This is a genomic window from Nonomuraea sp. NPDC049152 (genome assembly GCF_040648355.1).
Taxonomy (GTDB): domain Bacteria; phylum Actinomycetota; class Actinomycetes; order Streptosporangiales; family Streptosporangiaceae; genus Nonomuraea.
In genome coordinates this window covers 16,583-33,169 of record NZ_JBEZDO010000018.1, presented here as the reverse complement: position 1 = coordinate 33,169, position 16,587 = coordinate 16,583, and the positions used below count along the sequence as shown (strand labels likewise).

The following is a 16,587-nucleotide window of genomic DNA, read 5'->3' as shown; positions in this document are numbered from 1 at the left end:
CACCCATGAAGATCGGCGTTCCCGCCGAGGTGAAGAACCACGAGTACCGCGTCGCGGCCACCCCGGCCGGCGTGCACGAACTGGTTCGAGGCGGCCACGACGTTCACGTCCAGCGGGGCGCCGGTCTCGGCTCGCACATCACCGACGAGGAGTACCTCGCCGCCGGTGCCAAGATCCTCGACTCCGCCGACGCCGTCTGGGGCGAGTCGGAGATGGTGCTCAAGGTCAAGGAGCCCATCGCCGAGGAGTACCACCGCATGCGCGAGGACCTGGTGCTCTTCACCTACCTGCACCTGGCCGCGGGCAAGGACTGCGCCGACGCGCTGCTCAAGGCGGGCACCACCGGCATCGCCTACGAGACCGTCCAGGTCGGCAACACCCTTCCGCTGCTGGCCCCGATGTCCGAGGTCGCGGGCCGCCTCGCCCCGCAGGTCGGCGCCTACAACCTCATGCGCTTCAACGGCGGGCGCGGCGTCCTGCCCGGCGGCGTCCCCGGCGTCGCCCCCGCCAAGGTCGTCGTCATCGGCGGCGGCGTCTCCGGCCTGAACGCGGCCCAGATCGCGGTCGGCATGGGCGCGGACGTCACCGTCCTCGACACCAACATCGACCGCCTGCGCTTCATCGACGCGATCTACCAGGGCCGGCTGAAGACGCTCGTGTCCACGTCCTACGCGCTCGAGCAGGAGGTCCTCAAGGCCGACCTGGTCATCGGCGCGGTCCTCATCCCCGGCGCGAAGGCGCCGACGCTGGTCTCCAACGAGCTGGTGTCGCGCATGAAGCCGGGCTCCGTCCTCGTCGACATCGCGATCGACCAGGGCGGCTGCTTCGAGGACTCCCGCCCCACCACGCACGCCGAGCCCACCTACCAGGTGCACAACTCGATCTTCTACTGCGTGGCGAACATGCCGGGTTCCGTGGCGAACACCTCGACCTACGCGCTGACCAACGCGACGCTGCCGTACGCGGTCAAGCTGGCGAACCTGGGGTGGAAGGAGGCGCTGAAGGCGGACCACGCGCTCGCCCTCGGCCTCAACACCCACGCAGGCCAGCTCACGAACGAGCCGGTCGCCGAGGCGCTCGGCCTGCCGTACGTGCCGGTGGCCGACGTGCTCGCCGCCTGACCACCACCCGAGCAACGCCCGCCGGCACACCACCGGCGGGCGTTCCCGCGTCCGCGCCCGCCTGCGGGATCGCGGATCTGGCACGTCGGGTGCGGGGGGCGGTTCAGCGGGATCCCAGGCGTCGGCGGAGGTCTCGGGCCGTGGTGAGCACGTGCTCCACTTCCGAAGGGGTGGGCCACGGCGACGTCCCAGGTCGCACGATCGTCGTTCGCACCGACGCCAGGTGCTCCACCGCCGACGACCGCAGCCCGCTCCGCTCCACCAGCCACACCACCACGTCGGCGTGGTCCCGCAGCGGCCGGGTGAGCAGGTCCCACGTGCCGAGGATCTCCGTCAGGTCCCGTACCCGCAGCGTCACCCCGCCCCTGCGCGCCGTCGCCGCGGCCGCCAGTTCGGCCCGGGCGGTCAGTTCGGGCTCGGCGAGTCGATCCCAGGTCGGCGGCGGCGGGTCGGCCAGCCACTTCTCGGCCTCGTGCGCGTTCCCCGTGGCCGACAGCAGCCCACCGAGCTCCATCGCCGCCCGATGGTGCCCCGCCATCGCCGCCTGCCTGAACCAGTGCTGCCCGCCCTGCAGGTCGCCGAGCTCGGCGATGAGCAGCAGGCCGAAGTTGAAGGCCGACTCGGCGTCGCCGCTCGCCGCCGCCCTGCCGAACCAGTGGCTGGCCCCCTGCGAGTCGGACAGCTCCACGCAGACGAACCCCGCCATCCGCTGGTCCTCCAGTCGCCCTGCCTGCGCGGCCCGCTCGAACCAGGCGCGGGCCGTACGGAGGTCTCTGCGCGACAGCGCGATGCCGCCGAGCTGGGAGGCGGCGCCTGGATGCTCGTTCTTGGCGGCCAGCCGGTAGTAGGCCTCGGCGCCCTCCGGATCGCGGGAGGCCTGCAGGAACAGGCCGAGATGGTAGGCCGCCTCGGCGTGGCCGCCGCGCGCGGCGTACTCCCAGCAGCGGACCGTCTCCTCCTCCTCGCCCGCCTGGTAGGACAGGAACCCGAGGTCGTGGGCGGAGGCGACGTCGCCGTCGGCCGCGGCCCTGCGGTGCCACTCGCGGGCGAACGGCAGCTCGTCCGCGTCCTCGCAGATCAGCGCCAGCCTCCTGGCCGCCGACCTGGACCCGGCGTGGGCGGCGGCCTCGAACCACCTGCGCGCCGCGTCGACGTCGCCGCGCTGCTCCAGCAGCAGGGTGGCCAGGTTGACGGCGGCCTCGGCGTCGCCGGTCCCCGCCGCCAGCTCGTACCAGCGGACGGCCTCCTCGAGCGTGCCGTGCTTCTCGTGCCAGACACCCAGGTTGTAGGCGCTGTCGATGTTGCCGCCCGCCGCGGCCCGCTCCCACCAGTGCCGGGCGGCCGAGCGGTCGCCACGCTGGGCGTAGAGCTTGCCCAGCCGGTGCGCGGCCTGGTCGTCGCCGTGCTGGGCGGCGACAAGGAGATCGGGTTCGTCTCCTGAGCGGGGCGCAGGAACCGGCGCGGGCGTCTCGACGGACCCGGACGGCGCCCCCACCTCCCGCTCGTTCTGCCACCACGTCATTGCGCCAGGGTGACATGTGATGACTCGATCGCGGAGTGTAATCGACGAGAACTTTCTCTCCGGCCTCAGTAGTTCAATTCACTACCTTCACGAGGAAACGCGCACGGCACGGGGGTCGCGGGGAGGGGCACGCCCCTACCCGCGACCGACGTCGGCGTCACCCCGCCACAGCAGCAGGACGGCGGGCGCGCCTACGACTTCAGTACGGACGAGCGCTGGAGGTACTCCTCGTCGTCCATCTCGCCGCGGGCGTAGCGCTCGGCGAGGATCTGCTCGGCCGGCGCCGTACGGCTGGGCGGCGCCCCGCCCCAGACGCCCTTGCGCCTGACCTTGACGAAGAGCGTCACGGCGGCGATCCAGAACAGGATCCAGAAGAGCGGGAAGACGGGCCAGAAGCTGTGCATCGCTGTTGTCCTTTCTCGACGTTGGGACCAGCCTGCTCGCGCGAGGAGGCCGCCGAATCGGACAGCGGTCGCGTTCTGGGATACGACGGGCGGTGTATGCGCCCCCGGTCAGAGCCAGCCGGGCTTGACCAGGCCGGACTCGTAGGCGATGACCACGAGCTGGGCGCGGTCGCGGGCGTGCAGCTTCATCATCGACCTGCTCACGTGCGTCTTCGCCGTGGCGGGGGACATGAACAGCCTGGCCGCGATCTCGTCGTTGGTCATCCCCGTCCCGACCAGCGCCAGCACCTCCCGCTCCCGCTCGGTCAGCAGGTCGAGCCCGTCGGCGGCGACGGGCTCCTTGGCCCGCGTCGCGTACTCGGCGATCAGCCGTCTGGTCACGCTCGGCGACAGCAGCGCCTCGCCCGCCGCCACCACCCGCACCGCCTGGATCAGCTCGGCCGGCTCGGTGTCCTTGACCAGGAAGCCGCTGGCCCCGCCGCGCAGCGCCTCGAAGACGTATTCGTCCAGCTCGAAGGTGGTCAGGATGATGATCCGGGGCCCTGGCGGCATCTGCCTGGTCGCGGTCAGTCCGTCGGTGCCCGGCATGCGGATGTCCATGAGCACGACGTCGGGCGCGTGCTCCCGCGACAGCCGTACCGCCTCGGCCCCGTCGGAGGCCTCGGCGATGACGCTCATGTCGGGCTGCGCGTCGAGCAGCGCCTTGAAGCCCGCCCGCACCAGCGCCTGGTCGTCGGCCAGCAGCAGCTTGATCATTGCGTTTCCTCCGGTAGTGGCAGCCTGGCCTCGACCGTGTATCCGGTGTTCGTGGGCCCGGCGGTCAGCGTGCCACCGAGCGCCGACGCGCGCTCGCGCATGCCGGGGATGCCGTTGCCGCTGCCCTCCTCGGCCAGTACGGCAGGCATCGACGCCCCCGTGTCGGCGACCGTGATGATCAGCTCGGCGGGAAGGTACTCCAGCCGCACCGACACCCGGGACCCCGGCGCGTAACGGGCGGCGTTGGTGAGCGACTCCTGCACGATGCGGTAGGCCGCCCGCTCGACCTGGGCAGGCAGCGGCCGGGCCTCGACCTGCTCGAGCGACACGTCGAGCCCCGACCGTTCGACCAGGTCGTTGAGCCGGTCGAGCCCGGCGGTCGGCGACCGGGGCGCGCCCTCGCGCAGCACGTTCAGCACCGAGCGCAGCTCGCCGAGCACCTCCTTGGAGGCGCCCTTGATGGCGGTGAGCGCGGTGCGGGCCTGCGAGGGGTCGTCGTCCATCAGGTGAAGGGCCGTGGAAGCCTGAACGTGGATGAGCGAGATGTTGTGCGCCAGCACGTCGTGCAGCTCCTGCGCCATCGTCAGGCGCTCCTCGCTGGCCTGCCGCCTGGACTCCTCCTCGGCCACCCGCGCCCGCTCGGCTCGCCCCTGGCGCTGGTACCGGGCCAGCTCACCCGCGGCGAGGATCAGCGCCATGACCGCGACGATCGCCAGGACGTGCCACAGGCCGGACGACGGCCGGTTGACCAGCCAGGTCGAATAGATCAGGAAGAAGACCGTGGTCAGGCCGGAGGCGATCAGCGCGAGCTTCCTGCGCCCCTCGGCGACGGTCTGGAAGAGCATGATGATCGGGCTGGCGAACACCGGGCCGTAGGGGTAGCCGCCCCACAGGTACAGGCAGGTCGCCACGAGCGTGAGGGCCAGCGACGTGTTCGGGAACCTGCGCCTGAGGAGCATCATCGCGGGCCCGACGAGCAGCAGCACGATGGCCGTCGCGTCGACCTTTGCGCGGTCGGTCTGCCCGTAGTACGCCCCCTGGGAGGCGATCACCTGGAACACAGCGACCACCAGAGCGAAATAAGGGGTCTTGCGCACCAGCCCACGCTAGACGACCCCGCGCCGCCTGCACATCCTCCCGATGTCGCAGGGGGCCCTACCGCCACCGGCGTAGCTGGTCCATTGTTGGGATCATGCGCCGACACATCCTGGCTCTCGTCGCCGTCACACCGTTCCTCGTCGCCGCGCCCGCCGTCGCGGGGCAGGCGGCGGATCACAAGCCGCCGCCCGCCACGCAGAAGCAGCCCGTCGCCGAGGGGTACGGCGGGGCCGTGGCGACAGTCGACCTCGACGCCAGCAAGGCCGCGCTGGGCGTCCTGAAGAAGGGCGGCAACGCGATGGACGCCGCGGTGGCGGCGGGTGCCGTCCTCGGCGTCACCGAGCCGTACTCCGCGGGCCTGGCCGGCGGCGGGTTCATGGTCTACTACGACTCCAGGCGGGGCAGGGTCTACTCGATCGACGGGCGCGAGACGGCGCCCGCCGCGATGACGTCGACCTCGTTGGAGGGCATCCCGTTCGAGGAGGCCGTCACCAGCGGCCTGTCCGCGGGCGTGCCCGGCACGGTCGCGCAGTGGGACCTGGCGTTGCGCAAGTTCGGCACCACCAGCCTGCGTGACGCGCTGAAGCCCGCGATCGAGGTGGCGTCCAAGGGCTTCGTGGTCGACCAGACCTTCCACGACCAGACCGCCGCGAACGCCGCCAGGTTCAAGGACATCGCCTCCACCGCCAAGCTCTACCTGCCGAACGGCGCGCCGCCGCCCGTCGGGTCCGTCTTCAGGAACCCCGAGCTCGCCGACACCTACCGCGAGCTGGGCAGGCGCGGCCCCGAGTGGCTGTACGGCGGGCGGCTCGGCCAGGAGATCGTCACGACGGTCAAGAACCCGCCGATCACTCCTGGCGCGACCCGCAACGTGCGGCCTGGCCTGATGGAGATCTCCGACCTGACCGCCTACCGGGCGCTGACGCGGGAGCCGACACGCGTCGACTACAACGGCATGCAGGTGTACGGCATGTCGATCCCCTCCTCGGGCGGCTCCACGGTCGGCGAGGCGCTCAACATCCTGGAGGCGCTGCCCACCGTGGGCCTCCACGAGTACCTGGAGGCGTCGAGGCTGTCCTTCGCCGACCGCGGCAAGTACGTCGGCGACATCCCGAACGTGCCTCTGGCCGAACTGCTCAGCGACGGCTTCGCCAAGGAACGCGCCTGCCTGGTGGGCGAGCGCGCGATGGCGCACCCCGCCGCCCCCGGCACCCCCGACGGCACCTACACGGGCTGCGGTGAGGCGCTGGACGAGGCGGTCACCCCGCCGGCGCAGGAGGGCCCGGAGACCACGCACCTGGTCGTCGCCGACCGCTGGGGCAACGTGGTCGCCTACAACCTCACGATCGAGTCCACCGGCGGCAACGGCATCGTGGTGCCGGGACGCGGCGTCATGCTCAACAACGAGCTGACCGACTTCACCCCCGGCCCCGCCCCCGGCGACCCGAACCTGCCCGCGCCCGGCAAGCGTCCCCGCTCGTCCATGGCCCCGACGATCGTGCTCGACGAGGGCAAGCCGGTGCTGGCGGTCGGCTCGCCCGGCGGCTCGACGATCATCACGACCGTGCTGCAGATCATCGTCAACCGCTACGAATTCGGCATGAACCTGCCCGACGCGCTCGCCGCGCCGAGGGCCACCCAGCGCAACACCTCGCAGACGCAGGCCGAGCAGGGCTTCCTCGACCGCTACCGGGTCGAGCTGGAGGCCAGGGGCCACACCTTCGCCCTGAACCCGGAGATCGGCGCGGCCACCGCCCTGGAGTTCACCGGAAGGGGGAAGATCCAGGCCGTGGCCGAGCCCGTACGGCGGGGCGGCGGCAGTGCCATGGTGGTGAGAACCCCATAGCTCATCGTAGTCAGGCGATCACGTAGAGATCTATCGTGCGGGGGTCCCGCATCTCGCCACGAGAGGAACCCCCGCATGCACCTGGTGTTCGCCTCCGCCCTGACCGCCGGCGCCCTGATCCTGCCCGCCGCGCCCGCCCAGGCCGCCCCGCGGCCCACATGCCGGGCGGACGTGTGCCTGTGGGCGGGAGCCGACTACACGGGCGAGGTCTTCACCTGGCGGGCGGCCGACGGCAACGTCCACATCGGCGCCGAGCACGCCGACCGGGTGGGCTCGTTCGTGGCGAACACCGAGGTCTGCTTCGTCGACACGGGCGACTCCGAGTGGAGCTGGAACGAGCGGCGCAGGGCGGGCGGTGGCGACTACAGCCCGAACTACCTCCGGCGCTTCGGCCACAAGATGGACCGCGTCGCCCCCGCCCGCTACTGCTAGTCAGTAGATCAGCTCGAAGGCGTCGGGCTTCATCCTCCTGGTGCGCGCCCAGTACTCGAAGGTGAAGCCCGGCCAGATCGTCCGGTTGACTCCGTGCTCGTCCAGATACCAGGACCGGCATCCGCCCTCGTTCCATACGAGGCGGTTGAGGCGCTCCTGTAGCCGCTCGTTGAAGGCCCGCTGCCGCTCGGGCCTGACGTCGATCGCCCTCGCCTGCGTCCTGGACAGCAGTCGCAGGCAGTCCATGACGTACCGGACCTGCGACTCGATCATGAAGACCACCGAGTTGTGGCCGAGCCCCGTGTTGGGCCCGAGCAGGAAGAACAGGTTGGGGAAGCCCGCGGTGGCGATGCCGTAGTAGGCCTCGATGCCGTCCTGCCACGCGTCCTGGATCTTCAGGCCGTCCCTGCCGACGATCCGCTGCTCCTGCAGCGCGTCGGTCACCTTGAAGCCGGTGCCGTAGACGACGACGTCGGCCTCGTGCTCCTTGCCCGTGACGTCGACGACCGCGTGGTCGCGGAGCTCGGCGATGCCGTCGGTGACCAGTGAGACGTTCGGCCTGCTCAGCGCGGGATAGTAGTCGCTGGAGATGAGGATGCGCTTGCAGCCGATCGTGTAGTCGGGGGTGAGCCTGCGGCGCAGCTCGGGGTCGGGCACCTGACGTTCGAGGTGCCGCAGTGCCAGGTTCTCGTGGAAGGCCATCAGCCTGGGGTCGACGGCGAAGCCGAGGGCTCTCGTCTCCAGCGTCCAGTAGATGCCGTTGCGCAGGGCGCGGGCGGCTCCTGGGAGCTTGAGCAGCCGCTTCATCCGGTCGGGGACGGCGAAGTCGGGCTTGGGGTGGATCCACGGGGGTGTGCGCTGGAAGACGGTCAGCTGGGCGGCCTCGGTGGCGATCTGGGGGACGAACTGGATGGCGGAGGCGCCGGTGCCGATGACCGCCACGCGCTTGCCCTTGAGGTCGACGCCGTGGTCCCATTCGGCTGAGTGGAAGGCGGGCCCAGCGAAAGCACCCGAGATTTCCGGAAATTTCGGTACGTGAAGGGCGCCGATGGCGGAGATCACCGCGTTCGCTCGCAGCGTCTGGCCGTCCGACGTGGTGATCTCCCATTCCCTGCCGGTGTATTCGAGGCTCACCACCTGCTTGCCGTACCGGAGATGAGGGTCGATGCCGTACTTCCACACGCACGCCCGCATGTACTCCCAGATCTCCTCCTGCGGGGAGAACATCCGCGACCAGCCGGGGTTGAGCTCGTAGGAGTAGGAGTACATGTGCGAAGGGACGTCGCACGCGCAGCCGGGGTAGGTGTTGTCCCGCCAGGTTCCGCCCAGGTCGTCCGCCTTCTCCAGGATCACGAAATCGTGGAACCCGGCCTCCTTCAGCTTGATCGCCATCCCGATCCCGGCGAAACCCGAACCGATGATGACAATTCCCGGCTTGTCACTGGCTTCCACGGGACCTCCTGTAGGACTCGAACTCGGCATGCGCGGGTGACATGGCGATGTAGTCGAGGGCGGCCTTCAGGTCGCCCTCCTGGCTGGGATGGAAGCCGGGTCGCAGGTACCTGGGCATGGCCAGCGCCAGGCTGCGCATCGTCGGCACCCTGCCCTGGTGCGCGCGGTGGAAGAAGTGGGTCCACCTGGCCTCGATGCGCCCCGCCACCAGGGGATCGTTGGCCAGCAGGAACCCCGCGCCCCGCTTGAGCAGGTAGATCAGGACGGGCCCGGTCACGACCATCGTGCGCGCCCTGCGCGCGTAGGAGCCGTCGAGGTGCGTGAACAGGTCGAAGGCCACGCTGCGGTGCTCGACCTCCTCGGCGCCGTGCCAGCGCAGCAGGTCCATCATCACCGGGTCGGATCCCGCCTCGTCCAGCGGCGTCGCGTGCAGGATCCAGTCGCCGAGCACCGCCGTGTAGTGCTCGATCGCCGCGATGATCGCCAGCCGCTCCTTCAGCCAGAACCTCTCGGCCATCGGCGGCATCGTGTGGTCGCCGAGCATGCGCTCGAAGAGCCACTCGACGTTCTCGACGTAGGGGGTGGGGTCGAGGCCCTGCTCCTTCATGTGCTCCAGGACGCGCTGGTGCGCCACCGCGTGCGTGCCCTCCTGCCCCATGAAGCCCTTGACCTCGGCCTGCAGCGTCTCATCCGTGACGTACGGCAGGGCCTGCCTGAAGACGTGCACGAACCAGCGCTCGCCGGCGGGCAGCAGCATGTGCAGCACGTTGATCAGGTGCGTGGTGAAGGGATCGCCCGGCACCCAGTGCAGCGGGGTGTCCTCCCAGGAGAAACGCACTCTGCGCGGCTTGATCACGCCGCCCTCCAGCGGCGGACGTGGGGGAGGTCGTCGTCGAGCCAGAACGCGTCGTCCTCGGTGACCACCAGGATCTCCTCGAACTTGGCCCCGACGGTGTCGCCCTCGGTGCCGAGGTGGGGTTCGACGGCCCACAGGCCCGGCGTGGGCGGGTGGGCCGACGCCCTGCCGCCCGCCCAGAGCGGCGAGCGGCCCTCCAGCCGCTCCTTGACCAGTTCGCGGCCGATCGTCCTGAGCGTCCTGAAGCCGAAGGAGTCGAAGACGACGAACCTCGGCCCGCCCACGCGGATGCGGTCGACCCGGTGGCCGATCACGCGCCCTGGATAGACCTGGTGGCGGTTGGTGTGGCCCTGCTCCTTGATCCGGTCGTCGACCGCCCGGTAGATGTCCCGGAACGTGCGGCGCTGCCGTACCAGGTCCAGGATGTCCGCGCGGTGCGCGGACAGGTCGTGATCGAGCCGGGTCCACGCGGCGTTGCCGCCCAGGCAGCCGGAGAAGCCGATGTCGGCGACGTAGCCGTCCATGACGGGCGCCGCGTCCAGCACGTACGGCATGCCCGGTTCGAGGCGGCGGTTGGTCGGCAGGAACTGCGTCGGGATCCTGAAGTCCCTGAAGGCGCTGCGATCGCCGAACCAGGCGAACGGCACGTGGAACCAGTCGTCGACGCCGTGGCGCTCCAGCCATCTGCGCAGCGCGGCGGCGGCCATCCGCTCGCTCACGCCGGGCTCGAGCCGGGAGGCGACGTGCTCGGCGCCCTGGTAGGCGAGCCGTTGCAGCTCGCGGAACCTGTCCAGGTCGACTCTATTGGACACAAAGTCCAATGTAGTTGGACATGCGGGGCCAGGTCCAGAGGTGGTGACCGTGCGGAAGGGTGACGGGACCAGGCGTCACGGTGTCCCGAAACGACAAGAACCCGCCGCGACCTCGTCGAACGGCGGGTGAAGGGCCCCTGGCGCTTAGACCAGGAGCAAGTAGGCGATCACGCCGACGATGGCGACGGCGAGCACCACCGCGATGATCGGCAGGGCGGCGGAGCGCTTGGGCGCGGCCGCCGACTCCTTCTCGGACCGCTCGGCGAACGCGCGGAACTGCTGAGTGTTCCCCGCGGGGTCGATGTGCTGGTCAGACATGCGATGCACTCTAGCGGGATCGGCTGGTGGATTTGTGCCTTTTGGCATGACTCGGTGGGGCAGTCGATTATCGGACCGCAGGTATGGCCGGATAGCGTGGACGCATGCTCAGAACCCTGCTCGCGCCCCGCATGCTCGGGTTGCACGTGCTCGCGATCGGGGTTCTCGTCTCCTTCATCCTGCTCGGCCGCTGGCAGCTCGGCGTCTTCGAGGACTCGGGCAAGCCGACCGTCACCACCGACCCCGCGCCCGTCGCCGTCGAATCGCTCAGCAGGGTGGGCGCCCAGATCGAGGGCACCTCGGTGGGACGGCGCGTCACCGCCTCCGGCGCCTACGACGCGGGACGCCAGCTGCTCGTCGCCGACCGCAGGCCCGACGTGGCCGCGCCTGGCGGCAACGTCTCCAGAGACCAGGGCTACTGGGTGCTCACCCCGCTCGCGCTGCGCGACGGCACGCTCATGCCGGTCGTGCGCGGCTGGGTGGCCAAGCCGAACGACCCCGGCGTCGCCGTACCGACCGGCGAGGTGACGGTGAGCGGGCGGCTGCGGATGCCCGAGGGCACCGACAGCGTCCAGCGGCGGCCCGAGGGCGTGCCCACCGGACAGGTGCAGACGGTCTCGACGGCCGAGCTGATCAACCTGTGGCGGGGGCAGAAGGTGCGCAACGGGTTCGTGGTCGCCCAGACCCCCGGCCTCGCGCCGGTCAAGGTGGCGGCACCGGTCACCGGCGGCACTCTGACCTGGCGCAACCTGGCCTACGCGGCCAACTGGTGGATCTTCGCGGGATTCGCCGTGTTCATGTGGTTCCACTTCGTCCGCGACGCCGTACGCTCCAGCAAGTCCCCCGAACCCGAAGTCGCTCTAGAAGGTTGATGATCGTGGAGTCCGCACTCAAGCCCTTCCGGGTCCTCGCGTACATCGTCGGCACCATGCTGCTCGTGCTCTGCACGGCCATCGTGCTGCGGTACGGCTTCGAGATCCCGGCCCCCTCCAAGATCGTCTCGCCGATCCACGGGTTCCTCTACATGCTCTACCTGATCGCCGTCATGAACCTCGGCATGAAGGCGCGCTGGAGCTGGGGCTACATGCTGGGCATCATGCTCGCGGGCACGGTGCCGCTGCTGTCGTTCTACATCGAGCGCCGGGTGACGGCCAGGGTGCGGGAGGCCATCGCGGCCTGATGGCCCCCTCGCGCCGCCGGTCTCATCCTGGAGCTAGCCGCCGATCCCGCGCCTGCGGGCCCTCTTGAGCCGCTCACGCTGCGAGGGGTCGAGCATCATGTAGCCGACCACGGGCGCGGCGACCACGCCGAGCACCACGAGCAGCGTGAGCCAGCCGGGCAGGAAGATCCACGAGAACAGGACGGCGATACCGGCGCCGATGGCGTACTTCTGGACGGGCGACATCCTCAACATCCCTCCGAACGCGGAGCCCGTGCGCCCCGCCTCTCCACATTCTGCGTCGTCGGTTCAACGATCGGGAGCCTCCGGACGGTTCCATCCGCGATATATCTCATTTTTCAGTACGGCTCCGCCCCGTGCCCCCGTTCACCGGCTCCCGCCCGACGTCCGTGGACGCAACCCGTGAGCGCCCCGGCCGCCACACACCCCGGGGTCGTGACCACCCCGGGGGTCGTGACCGTGTCGGGTCGTGACCGTCACGGTCGGGACGAACTGGGCACCGCGGCGATCGCCCGTAGGTCGAGGCGCAGCTCATCGGCCGTGAGCCGCTGGCGGGGCGAGCCGGACAGCAGGCGGAACAGCACGGGAGCGAGCACCCCCGCCCGCGTCAAGGGGGCCCCGGGCGCGGGGGCGCGTCCCTCGACGGCCGTGAACAGCGTCGCGCCGAGCGACCACAGGTCGGCGGCCGGGCCCACGTTCCCCTCGGGGGCGGTGTAGGGGGACATCCCCTGTGCGGGCGCGGGATCGGCCAGCGTCACCTGCCCGCCACCGCCCACCAGGATGGTCTCCGGCCGCAGGTCGCCGTGATACCGGCCCGAGTCGTGGAGCGGGGCCAGCAGGTCGAGCACCCCCAGGCCGACCGCCGCCGCCTCTTCGGGAGCCAATGGGCCCGCGGCGTGGAGGATGTGTTCGAGGGGACGCGGTGGTTGCTCAGGGCCCGCCTCGTGCCGGCTCGACGCGCCATGCGGCTGGTCAGTCAATACCAGCGGGCCCGTGAACGTCGGCCGCCTGAACGGAGCCGTCGTCTCGACGATCGGCACAGGTTCGGGCTCACCAGGCATCGAGGCGAGCACTGGTGGGGCGGCGTCGTCGGTGACACCCCAGCTCATGGGCGTGGCAGGCGGCCGCGCCTCAGGCGGGTTCCCGTTCTGCGGCCCCAAGGGCGCCGACCCGTTCCCACCGTCCGGCCCCCGCCCTCCAGAGGCATTGTCGTGGGGTGGCCCCCACGCTCCGGGGGCGTTTTCGTTGGGTGGTCCCCACGAGCCGGGCCCGGCTCCAGCAGGCGGTCCCCACGCCCCAGGGGGGTTCTCGTTGGATGGTCCCCACACGCCGGGGGCGTTGTGGTCGGGTTGCCCCCATGGGCCGGGGGCGGCGGTGGGTTGCTGACCCCAGCTCTCCGGCCCCGGCGGTGGTCCCCACGAGGGCGGGAGGTTGCCGGGGTGAGGTGCGGGTTGCCCGGCCCCAGCGGGAGGAGCGAGCTGCTCAGGCCCGACGGGTCCTGGCTGGTGTGGCTGGGATCCGCCGGCCGAAGGGTCGACGGGTGCGTGCGGCGGGCCCCAAGGCGCGGAGGGGGCGTCGGCGGGCATCGGCCCTCCCACCACGGGAGGGGCAGGCATGGGCCCCCAGCCGGTGGGCGGTCCGCCAGGCTGCGGGGGAGCTGTCTTGTTGCCCTTGGGGCCTCGTCGTAGCACCCGACGAAGCAACGAGGGCTTTCCCGGCGTCGCGGGAGCATCCCCGGCGGGGGCGGGGCCGTTCCCTGCCAGAGGGTACGGCTGGCCGTGCCCGGGCGGCATACCTCCAGGACCGGGGGGCGGGCCCACGGGACCGGGAGGCGGACCCCCAGAACCCGGCGCCCATGGGGCGGACGGCGCTCCCACCGGATCTGCCGGGTGCCCCACCGGACCGCCCAGCACCCCATCGGGCCCCACCATGTCGAGCCCTGGACCGTAGGGTACCTGCTCGTGTCCCGGCGGGATGAGTCCTGAACCGTAGGGTGCTTGCTCGTGAGCCGCCGCGTCGAGACCTGGGCCGTGGGATGCCTGCTCGTGTCCCGGCGGGCCGAATCCCTGCCCCTGAGGTGCTCCTTCCGGTCCCATGGGGCCGAACCCCGGGCCGTGAGGCACACCCTCGGCTGTGGGGCCAGAACCCGGGCCGTGGAAGACTCTCTCGGGCCCTGTGGAGGCGAAGTCTGGACCGTGGGAAACACCCTCGGGCCCTGTGGAGGCGAAGCCTGGATCGTGGTGGACACCCTCGGGTCCGGGGGAGGCGAAGCCTGGGCCATGGGATGGCTGTTCGGGGCCTGTGGGGTCGAAGGCTGGGGTTTGGGGTGCTCCCTGCGCGGCCATCGGGTCGGCGGGGGGCTCGGCGTGATGGGCAGGCCTGGTGGCCTCCAGGGAGTCGAGTTCGGAGGTCTCCTGGCGAGAGGCGGCGTCGGTGTCTTCCAGGGAGTCGAGCTCGGAGGGCTCCGGCCGAGACGCGACGTGGGTGGCTTCCAGGGGGTCGAGAGGACGTGACTCCTGGCGAGGCGCAGGCCTGGTCGCTTCCAAGGCGTCGAGGTGGAGGGCCTCGTGGCGCATCGCGGGGCGGGTCACCTCCAGCGGGTCTTGACGAGAGGCATCCACGGCCGGGTGGACGACCACGACCTGGGTCTTTTCGGCGTCGGCGGCGGCCGTCGGTGGTGACCACGGGGTCGACGCGGGCGTCGCGACCGGGTGCGCGGGGGTGAAGGGGGGTGGCGGAGGCGCGGCGTGCGGGCCCGATCCAGGAGTTCCGATCACCGGCCGAGCCGTGGAGAAGGCCGAGCCGGACGGCGGTGGCGCGGAGGGGCCCGCCCCGGAAGCGGAAGGGTCCGAGCCGGGCGTGGAGGGGCCCGGGGTGGGTGGTTCCCACGGTGCGGGCGACGGCGTGGGGGAGGGAGCGGCGGGGTCCGGGGAGGGGCCGGGGGTGGGTGGTTCCCACAGTGCGGGCGACGACGCCGGGGTGGGCGCGGCGGGGTCCGGAGGGGGGCCGGGGGACGGTTCCCAGGGGGCGGGTTCCGACGCGGCAGGAGGGCGGGACGGGGTGGAGGGCGATGACGCGGAGGGTGGTGGGGCGGTGCCCGCGAGGTTGGCGAAGGCGGCGGCCACCGTTTCGGCGGACGGGCGGGCGGCGGGGTCGGGGTGGAGCATGTCGGTCAGCAGGGGACCGAGCGGCCCGCCGATCGGCTGTCCGGGCTCGGGAGGGCGGCCCTCGAGTCCGAAGTGGAGCGTCGCGGCCAGCGACCACAGGTCCGCGGCCGGTCCGACGCCTGGGGGCCGGAACGGGGTCGCCACGCCGAAGCCCGTCAGCACCGCCCGGCCCGTCGGCGTGAGGATGACCGTGGACGGCTGGATGTCGCCGTGGACGACCCCGACACCGTGGACGGCGCGCAGCGCCGCCACCAGGTGCACGCCGATCCTGGCCACCTGGACGGCCGGGAGCGGGCGTCGTTCGAGGACCGTCTGTTCGAGCGTGCGTCCTTGGGGAAGGTCGACGACCAGCCACGGCGTGCCGTCCTCGACGATCACCTCGTGGACCGCCTCGATGGAGGCGTGTCCGAGTCCGGTGACGAGCCCGACCTCGCGTCCTACCGCGCCGCACAACTCCCTGCGGGCCGAGGGGTCGGGTGGGAGGGGTACCTCCCTGATTCCGACGTCGCGGCGCATCAGGTCGTCGGCGGCGAGCCAGAGGGACCCGACGCCCAGGGGGTTCAGCAGCCGATAGCGTCCGGCCAGCCGGCGTTGGCCGTTCATGGTGATCTCTCCGTCCAAACGCGTGCAGCGACACAGCACGATAGCGGTTTGTCGGGAAATGCCACCATCACAGCTGGCGGGTGAACGTGGCCCGGTACGCGCTCGGCGTGAGCCCCGCCCTGGTGGTGAGGTGTTTGCGAAGGGAGTCCGCGCTGCCCAGGCCGCTGCGGGCGGCGACCTGGTCCATGGGGAGGCTGGTGGTTTCGAGAAGTTCGCGGGCGCGGTCGACGCGTTGGTGGAGCAGCCACTGCAGCGGGCTGAGCCCGGTCTCGGCGTGGAAGCGGCGGGTCAGCGTGCGGACGCTGGTGCGGGCGTGGGCGGCGAGGTCCTTGAGCGTGAGGGGCCGGTCGAGCAGGGACAGGGCCCACGCGCGGGTGCCGGCGAGCGAGGTGCCCCGTTCGGGAGGCAGCGGGGTCTCGATGAACTGGGCCTGGCCGCCGGGCCGTACGGGGGAGACGACGGCGAGGCGGGCGGCCGCGTTGGCGGCGGCGGCGCCGAAGTCGAGCCTGACCAGATGGAGGCAGAGGTCGATGGCGGCGGCCGCGCCCGCGGAGGTGAAGACGCCGCCGTCCTCGACGTAGAGGACGTCGGGGCGGACGTTCACGGAGGGGAAGCGGTCCGCCAGGTCGCCGGCCAGACCCCAGTGGGTGGTGGCGTCGCGCCCGTCGAGCAGCCCCGCCTGCGCGAGCACGAACGCGCCCGTGCAGAGGGAGGCGATGCGCGCCCCGGCGGCGTGCGCCACGCGGAGGGCGTCGAGCGTGTCGGGGTGGGCGTCCTCGCCGCCGCTGCCGACGGCGATCACGGTGTCGGCGCCCCGCACGACCTCCAGGCCGTCGGGGACGTGGATCTGCGGACCGCCGACGGTCGCCGTCGTTCCCGGTATGGCGGTGCAGACCTGGATCTCGTAGCCGGTCGTGCCGCCGAAGACCATGTGCGGGATCGACACGTCGAAGCTCATCACGGGCGGTGTGACGACGACCGCTATCCGATGCATGGCCAGATCCTCCGGATGGTTGGCAT

At 71.4% G+C, this 16,587-nt stretch carries 16 protein-coding genes; 5 read left to right on the top strand and 11 right to left on the bottom strand.

The genetic code is table 11. The features are described from left to right. Nucleotides 1-5 precede the first annotated feature (5 nt). On the top strand, nucleotides 6-1,121 hold the full coding sequence (ald, locus tag AB0B45_RS29325; protein ID WP_358136902.1) for an alanine dehydrogenase: 1,116 nt from the start codon (nucleotides 6-8) through the stop codon (nucleotides 1,119-1,121). A gap of 103 nt (nucleotides 1,122-1,224) precedes the next feature. On the opposite strand, the gene AB0B45_RS29320 is transcribed toward ald, so the two are convergent. The 4 genes from AB0B45_RS29320 to AB0B45_RS29305 all read right to left on the bottom strand — a co-directional run bounded on the left by AB0B45_RS29320 (nucleotide 1,225) and on the right by AB0B45_RS29305 (nucleotide 4,900). Then, the gene (locus tag AB0B45_RS29320; protein WP_358136900.1) at nucleotides 1,225-2,643 is read right to left on the bottom strand and encodes a tetratricopeptide repeat protein; all 1,419 of its coding nucleotides are present in this window, start codon (nucleotides 2,641-2,643) and stop codon (nucleotides 1,225-1,227) included. A gap of 191 nt (nucleotides 2,644-2,834) precedes the next feature. Then, a complete protein-coding gene (locus AB0B45_RS29315; protein WP_358136898.1) occupies nucleotides 2,835-3,047 on the bottom strand; it encodes an SHOCT domain-containing protein in 213 nt (70 codons plus the stop codon). Between the two features lie 108 nt (nucleotides 3,048-3,155). Beyond that, nucleotides 3,156-3,803: a response regulator transcription factor gene (locus tag AB0B45_RS29310; protein ID WP_358136896.1), complete on the bottom strand. Its 648-nt coding sequence runs from the start codon at nucleotides 3,801-3,803 to the stop codon at nucleotides 3,156-3,158. Next, nucleotides 3,800-4,900: a histidine kinase gene (locus tag AB0B45_RS29305; protein WP_358136893.1), complete on the bottom strand. Its 1,101-nt coding sequence runs from the start codon at nucleotides 4,898-4,900 to the stop codon at nucleotides 3,800-3,802. The genes AB0B45_RS29310 and AB0B45_RS29305 overlap by 4 nt, the downstream gene beginning before the upstream one ends. Nucleotides 4,901-4,995: 95 nt before the next feature. Here AB0B45_RS29305 and ggt point away from each other — a divergent pair, with 95 nt between their 5' ends. Together ggt and AB0B45_RS29295 are read left to right on the top strand one after the other, a co-directional pair. After that, nucleotides 4,996-6,747, top strand: a complete 1,752-nt coding sequence (gene ggt, locus AB0B45_RS29300; RefSeq protein WP_358136891.1) for a gamma-glutamyltransferase — start codon at nucleotides 4,996-4,998, stop codon at nucleotides 6,745-6,747. 75 nt (nucleotides 6,748-6,822) lie between these two features. Then, entirely contained in the window at nucleotides 6,823-7,179 is a 357-nt protein-coding gene (locus AB0B45_RS29295) for a peptidase inhibitor family I36 protein (protein WP_358136888.1), read from the top strand. Here the strand turns inward: AB0B45_RS29295 and AB0B45_RS29290 are convergent, their stop codons facing one another. The 4 genes from AB0B45_RS29290 to AB0B45_RS29275 all read right to left on the bottom strand — a co-directional run bounded on the left by AB0B45_RS29290 (nucleotide 7,180) and on the right by AB0B45_RS29275 (nucleotide 10,617). Then, nucleotides 7,180-8,631 (bottom strand): NAD(P)/FAD-dependent oxidoreductase, encoded by a 1,452-nt coding sequence (locus tag AB0B45_RS29290; protein WP_358136886.1) that lies wholly within the window; start codon nucleotides 8,629-8,631, stop codon nucleotides 7,180-7,182. It lies immediately after the preceding gene. Beyond that, the gene (locus AB0B45_RS29285) at nucleotides 8,618-9,487 is read right to left on the bottom strand and encodes a metal-dependent hydrolase (RefSeq protein WP_358136883.1); all 870 of its coding nucleotides are present in this window, start codon (nucleotides 9,485-9,487) and stop codon (nucleotides 8,618-8,620) included. The genes AB0B45_RS29290 and AB0B45_RS29285 overlap by 14 nt, the downstream gene beginning before the upstream one ends. Beyond that, nucleotides 9,484-10,299 (bottom strand): M24 family metallopeptidase, encoded by an 816-nt coding sequence (locus tag AB0B45_RS29280; protein WP_358136881.1) that lies wholly within the window; start codon nucleotides 10,297-10,299, stop codon nucleotides 9,484-9,486. Before AB0B45_RS29280 ends, AB0B45_RS29285 begins: the two co-directional genes overlap by 4 nt. Nucleotides 10,300-10,443: 144 nt before the next feature. Beyond that, nucleotides 10,444-10,617 carry a hypothetical protein gene (locus AB0B45_RS29275; RefSeq protein ID WP_358136878.1) on the bottom strand — a complete coding sequence of 58 codons (174 nt, stop codon included), beginning with the start codon at nucleotides 10,615-10,617 and terminating at the stop codon, nucleotides 10,444-10,446. Between the two features lie 104 nt (nucleotides 10,618-10,721). Here AB0B45_RS29275 and AB0B45_RS29270 point away from each other — a divergent pair, with 104 nt between their 5' ends. Together AB0B45_RS29270 and AB0B45_RS29265 are read left to right on the top strand one after the other, a co-directional pair. Then, nucleotides 10,722-11,489 (top strand): SURF1 family protein, encoded by a 768-nt coding sequence (locus tag AB0B45_RS29270; RefSeq protein ID WP_358136876.1) that lies wholly within the window; start codon nucleotides 10,722-10,724, stop codon nucleotides 11,487-11,489. Between the two features lie 5 nt (nucleotides 11,490-11,494). Next, nucleotides 11,495-11,797 (top strand): DUF3817 domain-containing protein, encoded by a 303-nt coding sequence (locus tag AB0B45_RS29265; RefSeq protein WP_358136874.1) that lies wholly within the window; start codon nucleotides 11,495-11,497, stop codon nucleotides 11,795-11,797. A gap of 33 nt (nucleotides 11,798-11,830) precedes the next feature. On the opposite strand, the gene AB0B45_RS29260 is transcribed toward AB0B45_RS29265, so the two are convergent. From AB0B45_RS29260 to AB0B45_RS29250, 3 genes are all read right to left on the bottom strand, one after another. Further along, nucleotides 11,831-12,022 carry a hypothetical protein gene (locus AB0B45_RS29260; RefSeq protein WP_358136871.1) on the bottom strand — a complete coding sequence of 64 codons (192 nt, stop codon included), beginning with the start codon at nucleotides 12,020-12,022 and terminating at the stop codon, nucleotides 11,831-11,833. A 251-nt stretch (nucleotides 12,023-12,273) separates the two neighbouring features. After that, entirely contained in the window at nucleotides 12,274-15,567 is a 3,294-nt protein-coding gene (locus AB0B45_RS29255) for a hypothetical protein (protein WP_358136868.1), read from the bottom strand. A gap of 67 nt (nucleotides 15,568-15,634) precedes the next feature. Further along, on the bottom strand, nucleotides 15,635-16,561 hold the full coding sequence (locus tag AB0B45_RS29250; protein ID WP_358136865.1) for a helix-turn-helix domain-containing protein: 927 nt from the start codon (nucleotides 16,559-16,561) through the stop codon (nucleotides 15,635-15,637). Between the last annotated feature and the right edge of the window lie 26 nt (nucleotides 16,562-16,587).

Coding starts and splice junctions, on each gene's coding strand:
- AB0B45_RS29310 (WP_358136896.1), bottom strand. CDS start 3,803: ATGATCAAGCTGCTGCTGGCCGACGACCAGGCGCTGGTGCGGGCGGGC.
- ggt (WP_358136891.1), top strand. CDS start 4,996: ATGCGCCGACACATCCTGGCTCTCGTCGCCGTCACACCGTTCCTCGTC.
- AB0B45_RS29270 (WP_358136876.1), top strand. CDS start 10,722: ATGCTCAGAACCCTGCTCGCGCCCCGCATGCTCGGGTTGCACGTGCTC.
- AB0B45_RS29250 (WP_358136865.1), bottom strand. CDS start 16,561: ATGCATCGGATAGCGGTCGTCGTCACACCGCCCGTGATGAGCTTCGAC.
- AB0B45_RS29260 (WP_358136871.1), bottom strand. CDS start 12,022: ATGTCGCCCGTCCAGAAGTACGCCATCGGCGCCGGTATCGCCGTCCTG.
- AB0B45_RS29255 (WP_358136868.1), bottom strand. CDS start 15,567: ATGAACGGCCAACGCCGGCTGGCCGGACGCTATCGGCTGCTGAACCCC.
- AB0B45_RS29275 (WP_358136878.1), bottom strand. CDS start 10,617: ATGTCTGACCAGCACATCGACCCCGCGGGGAACACTCAGCAGTTCCGC.
- AB0B45_RS29295 (WP_358136888.1), top strand. CDS start 6,823: ATGCACCTGGTGTTCGCCTCCGCCCTGACCGCCGGCGCCCTGATCCTG.
- AB0B45_RS29315 (WP_358136898.1), bottom strand. CDS start 3,047: ATGCACAGCTTCTGGCCCGTCTTCCCGCTCTTCTGGATCCTGTTCTGG.
- ald (WP_358136902.1), top strand. CDS start 6: ATGAAGATCGGCGTTCCCGCCGAGGTGAAGAACCACGAGTACCGCGTC.
- AB0B45_RS29320 (WP_358136900.1), bottom strand. CDS start 2,643: ATGACGTGGTGGCAGAACGAGCGGGAGGTGGGGGCGCCGTCCGGGTCC.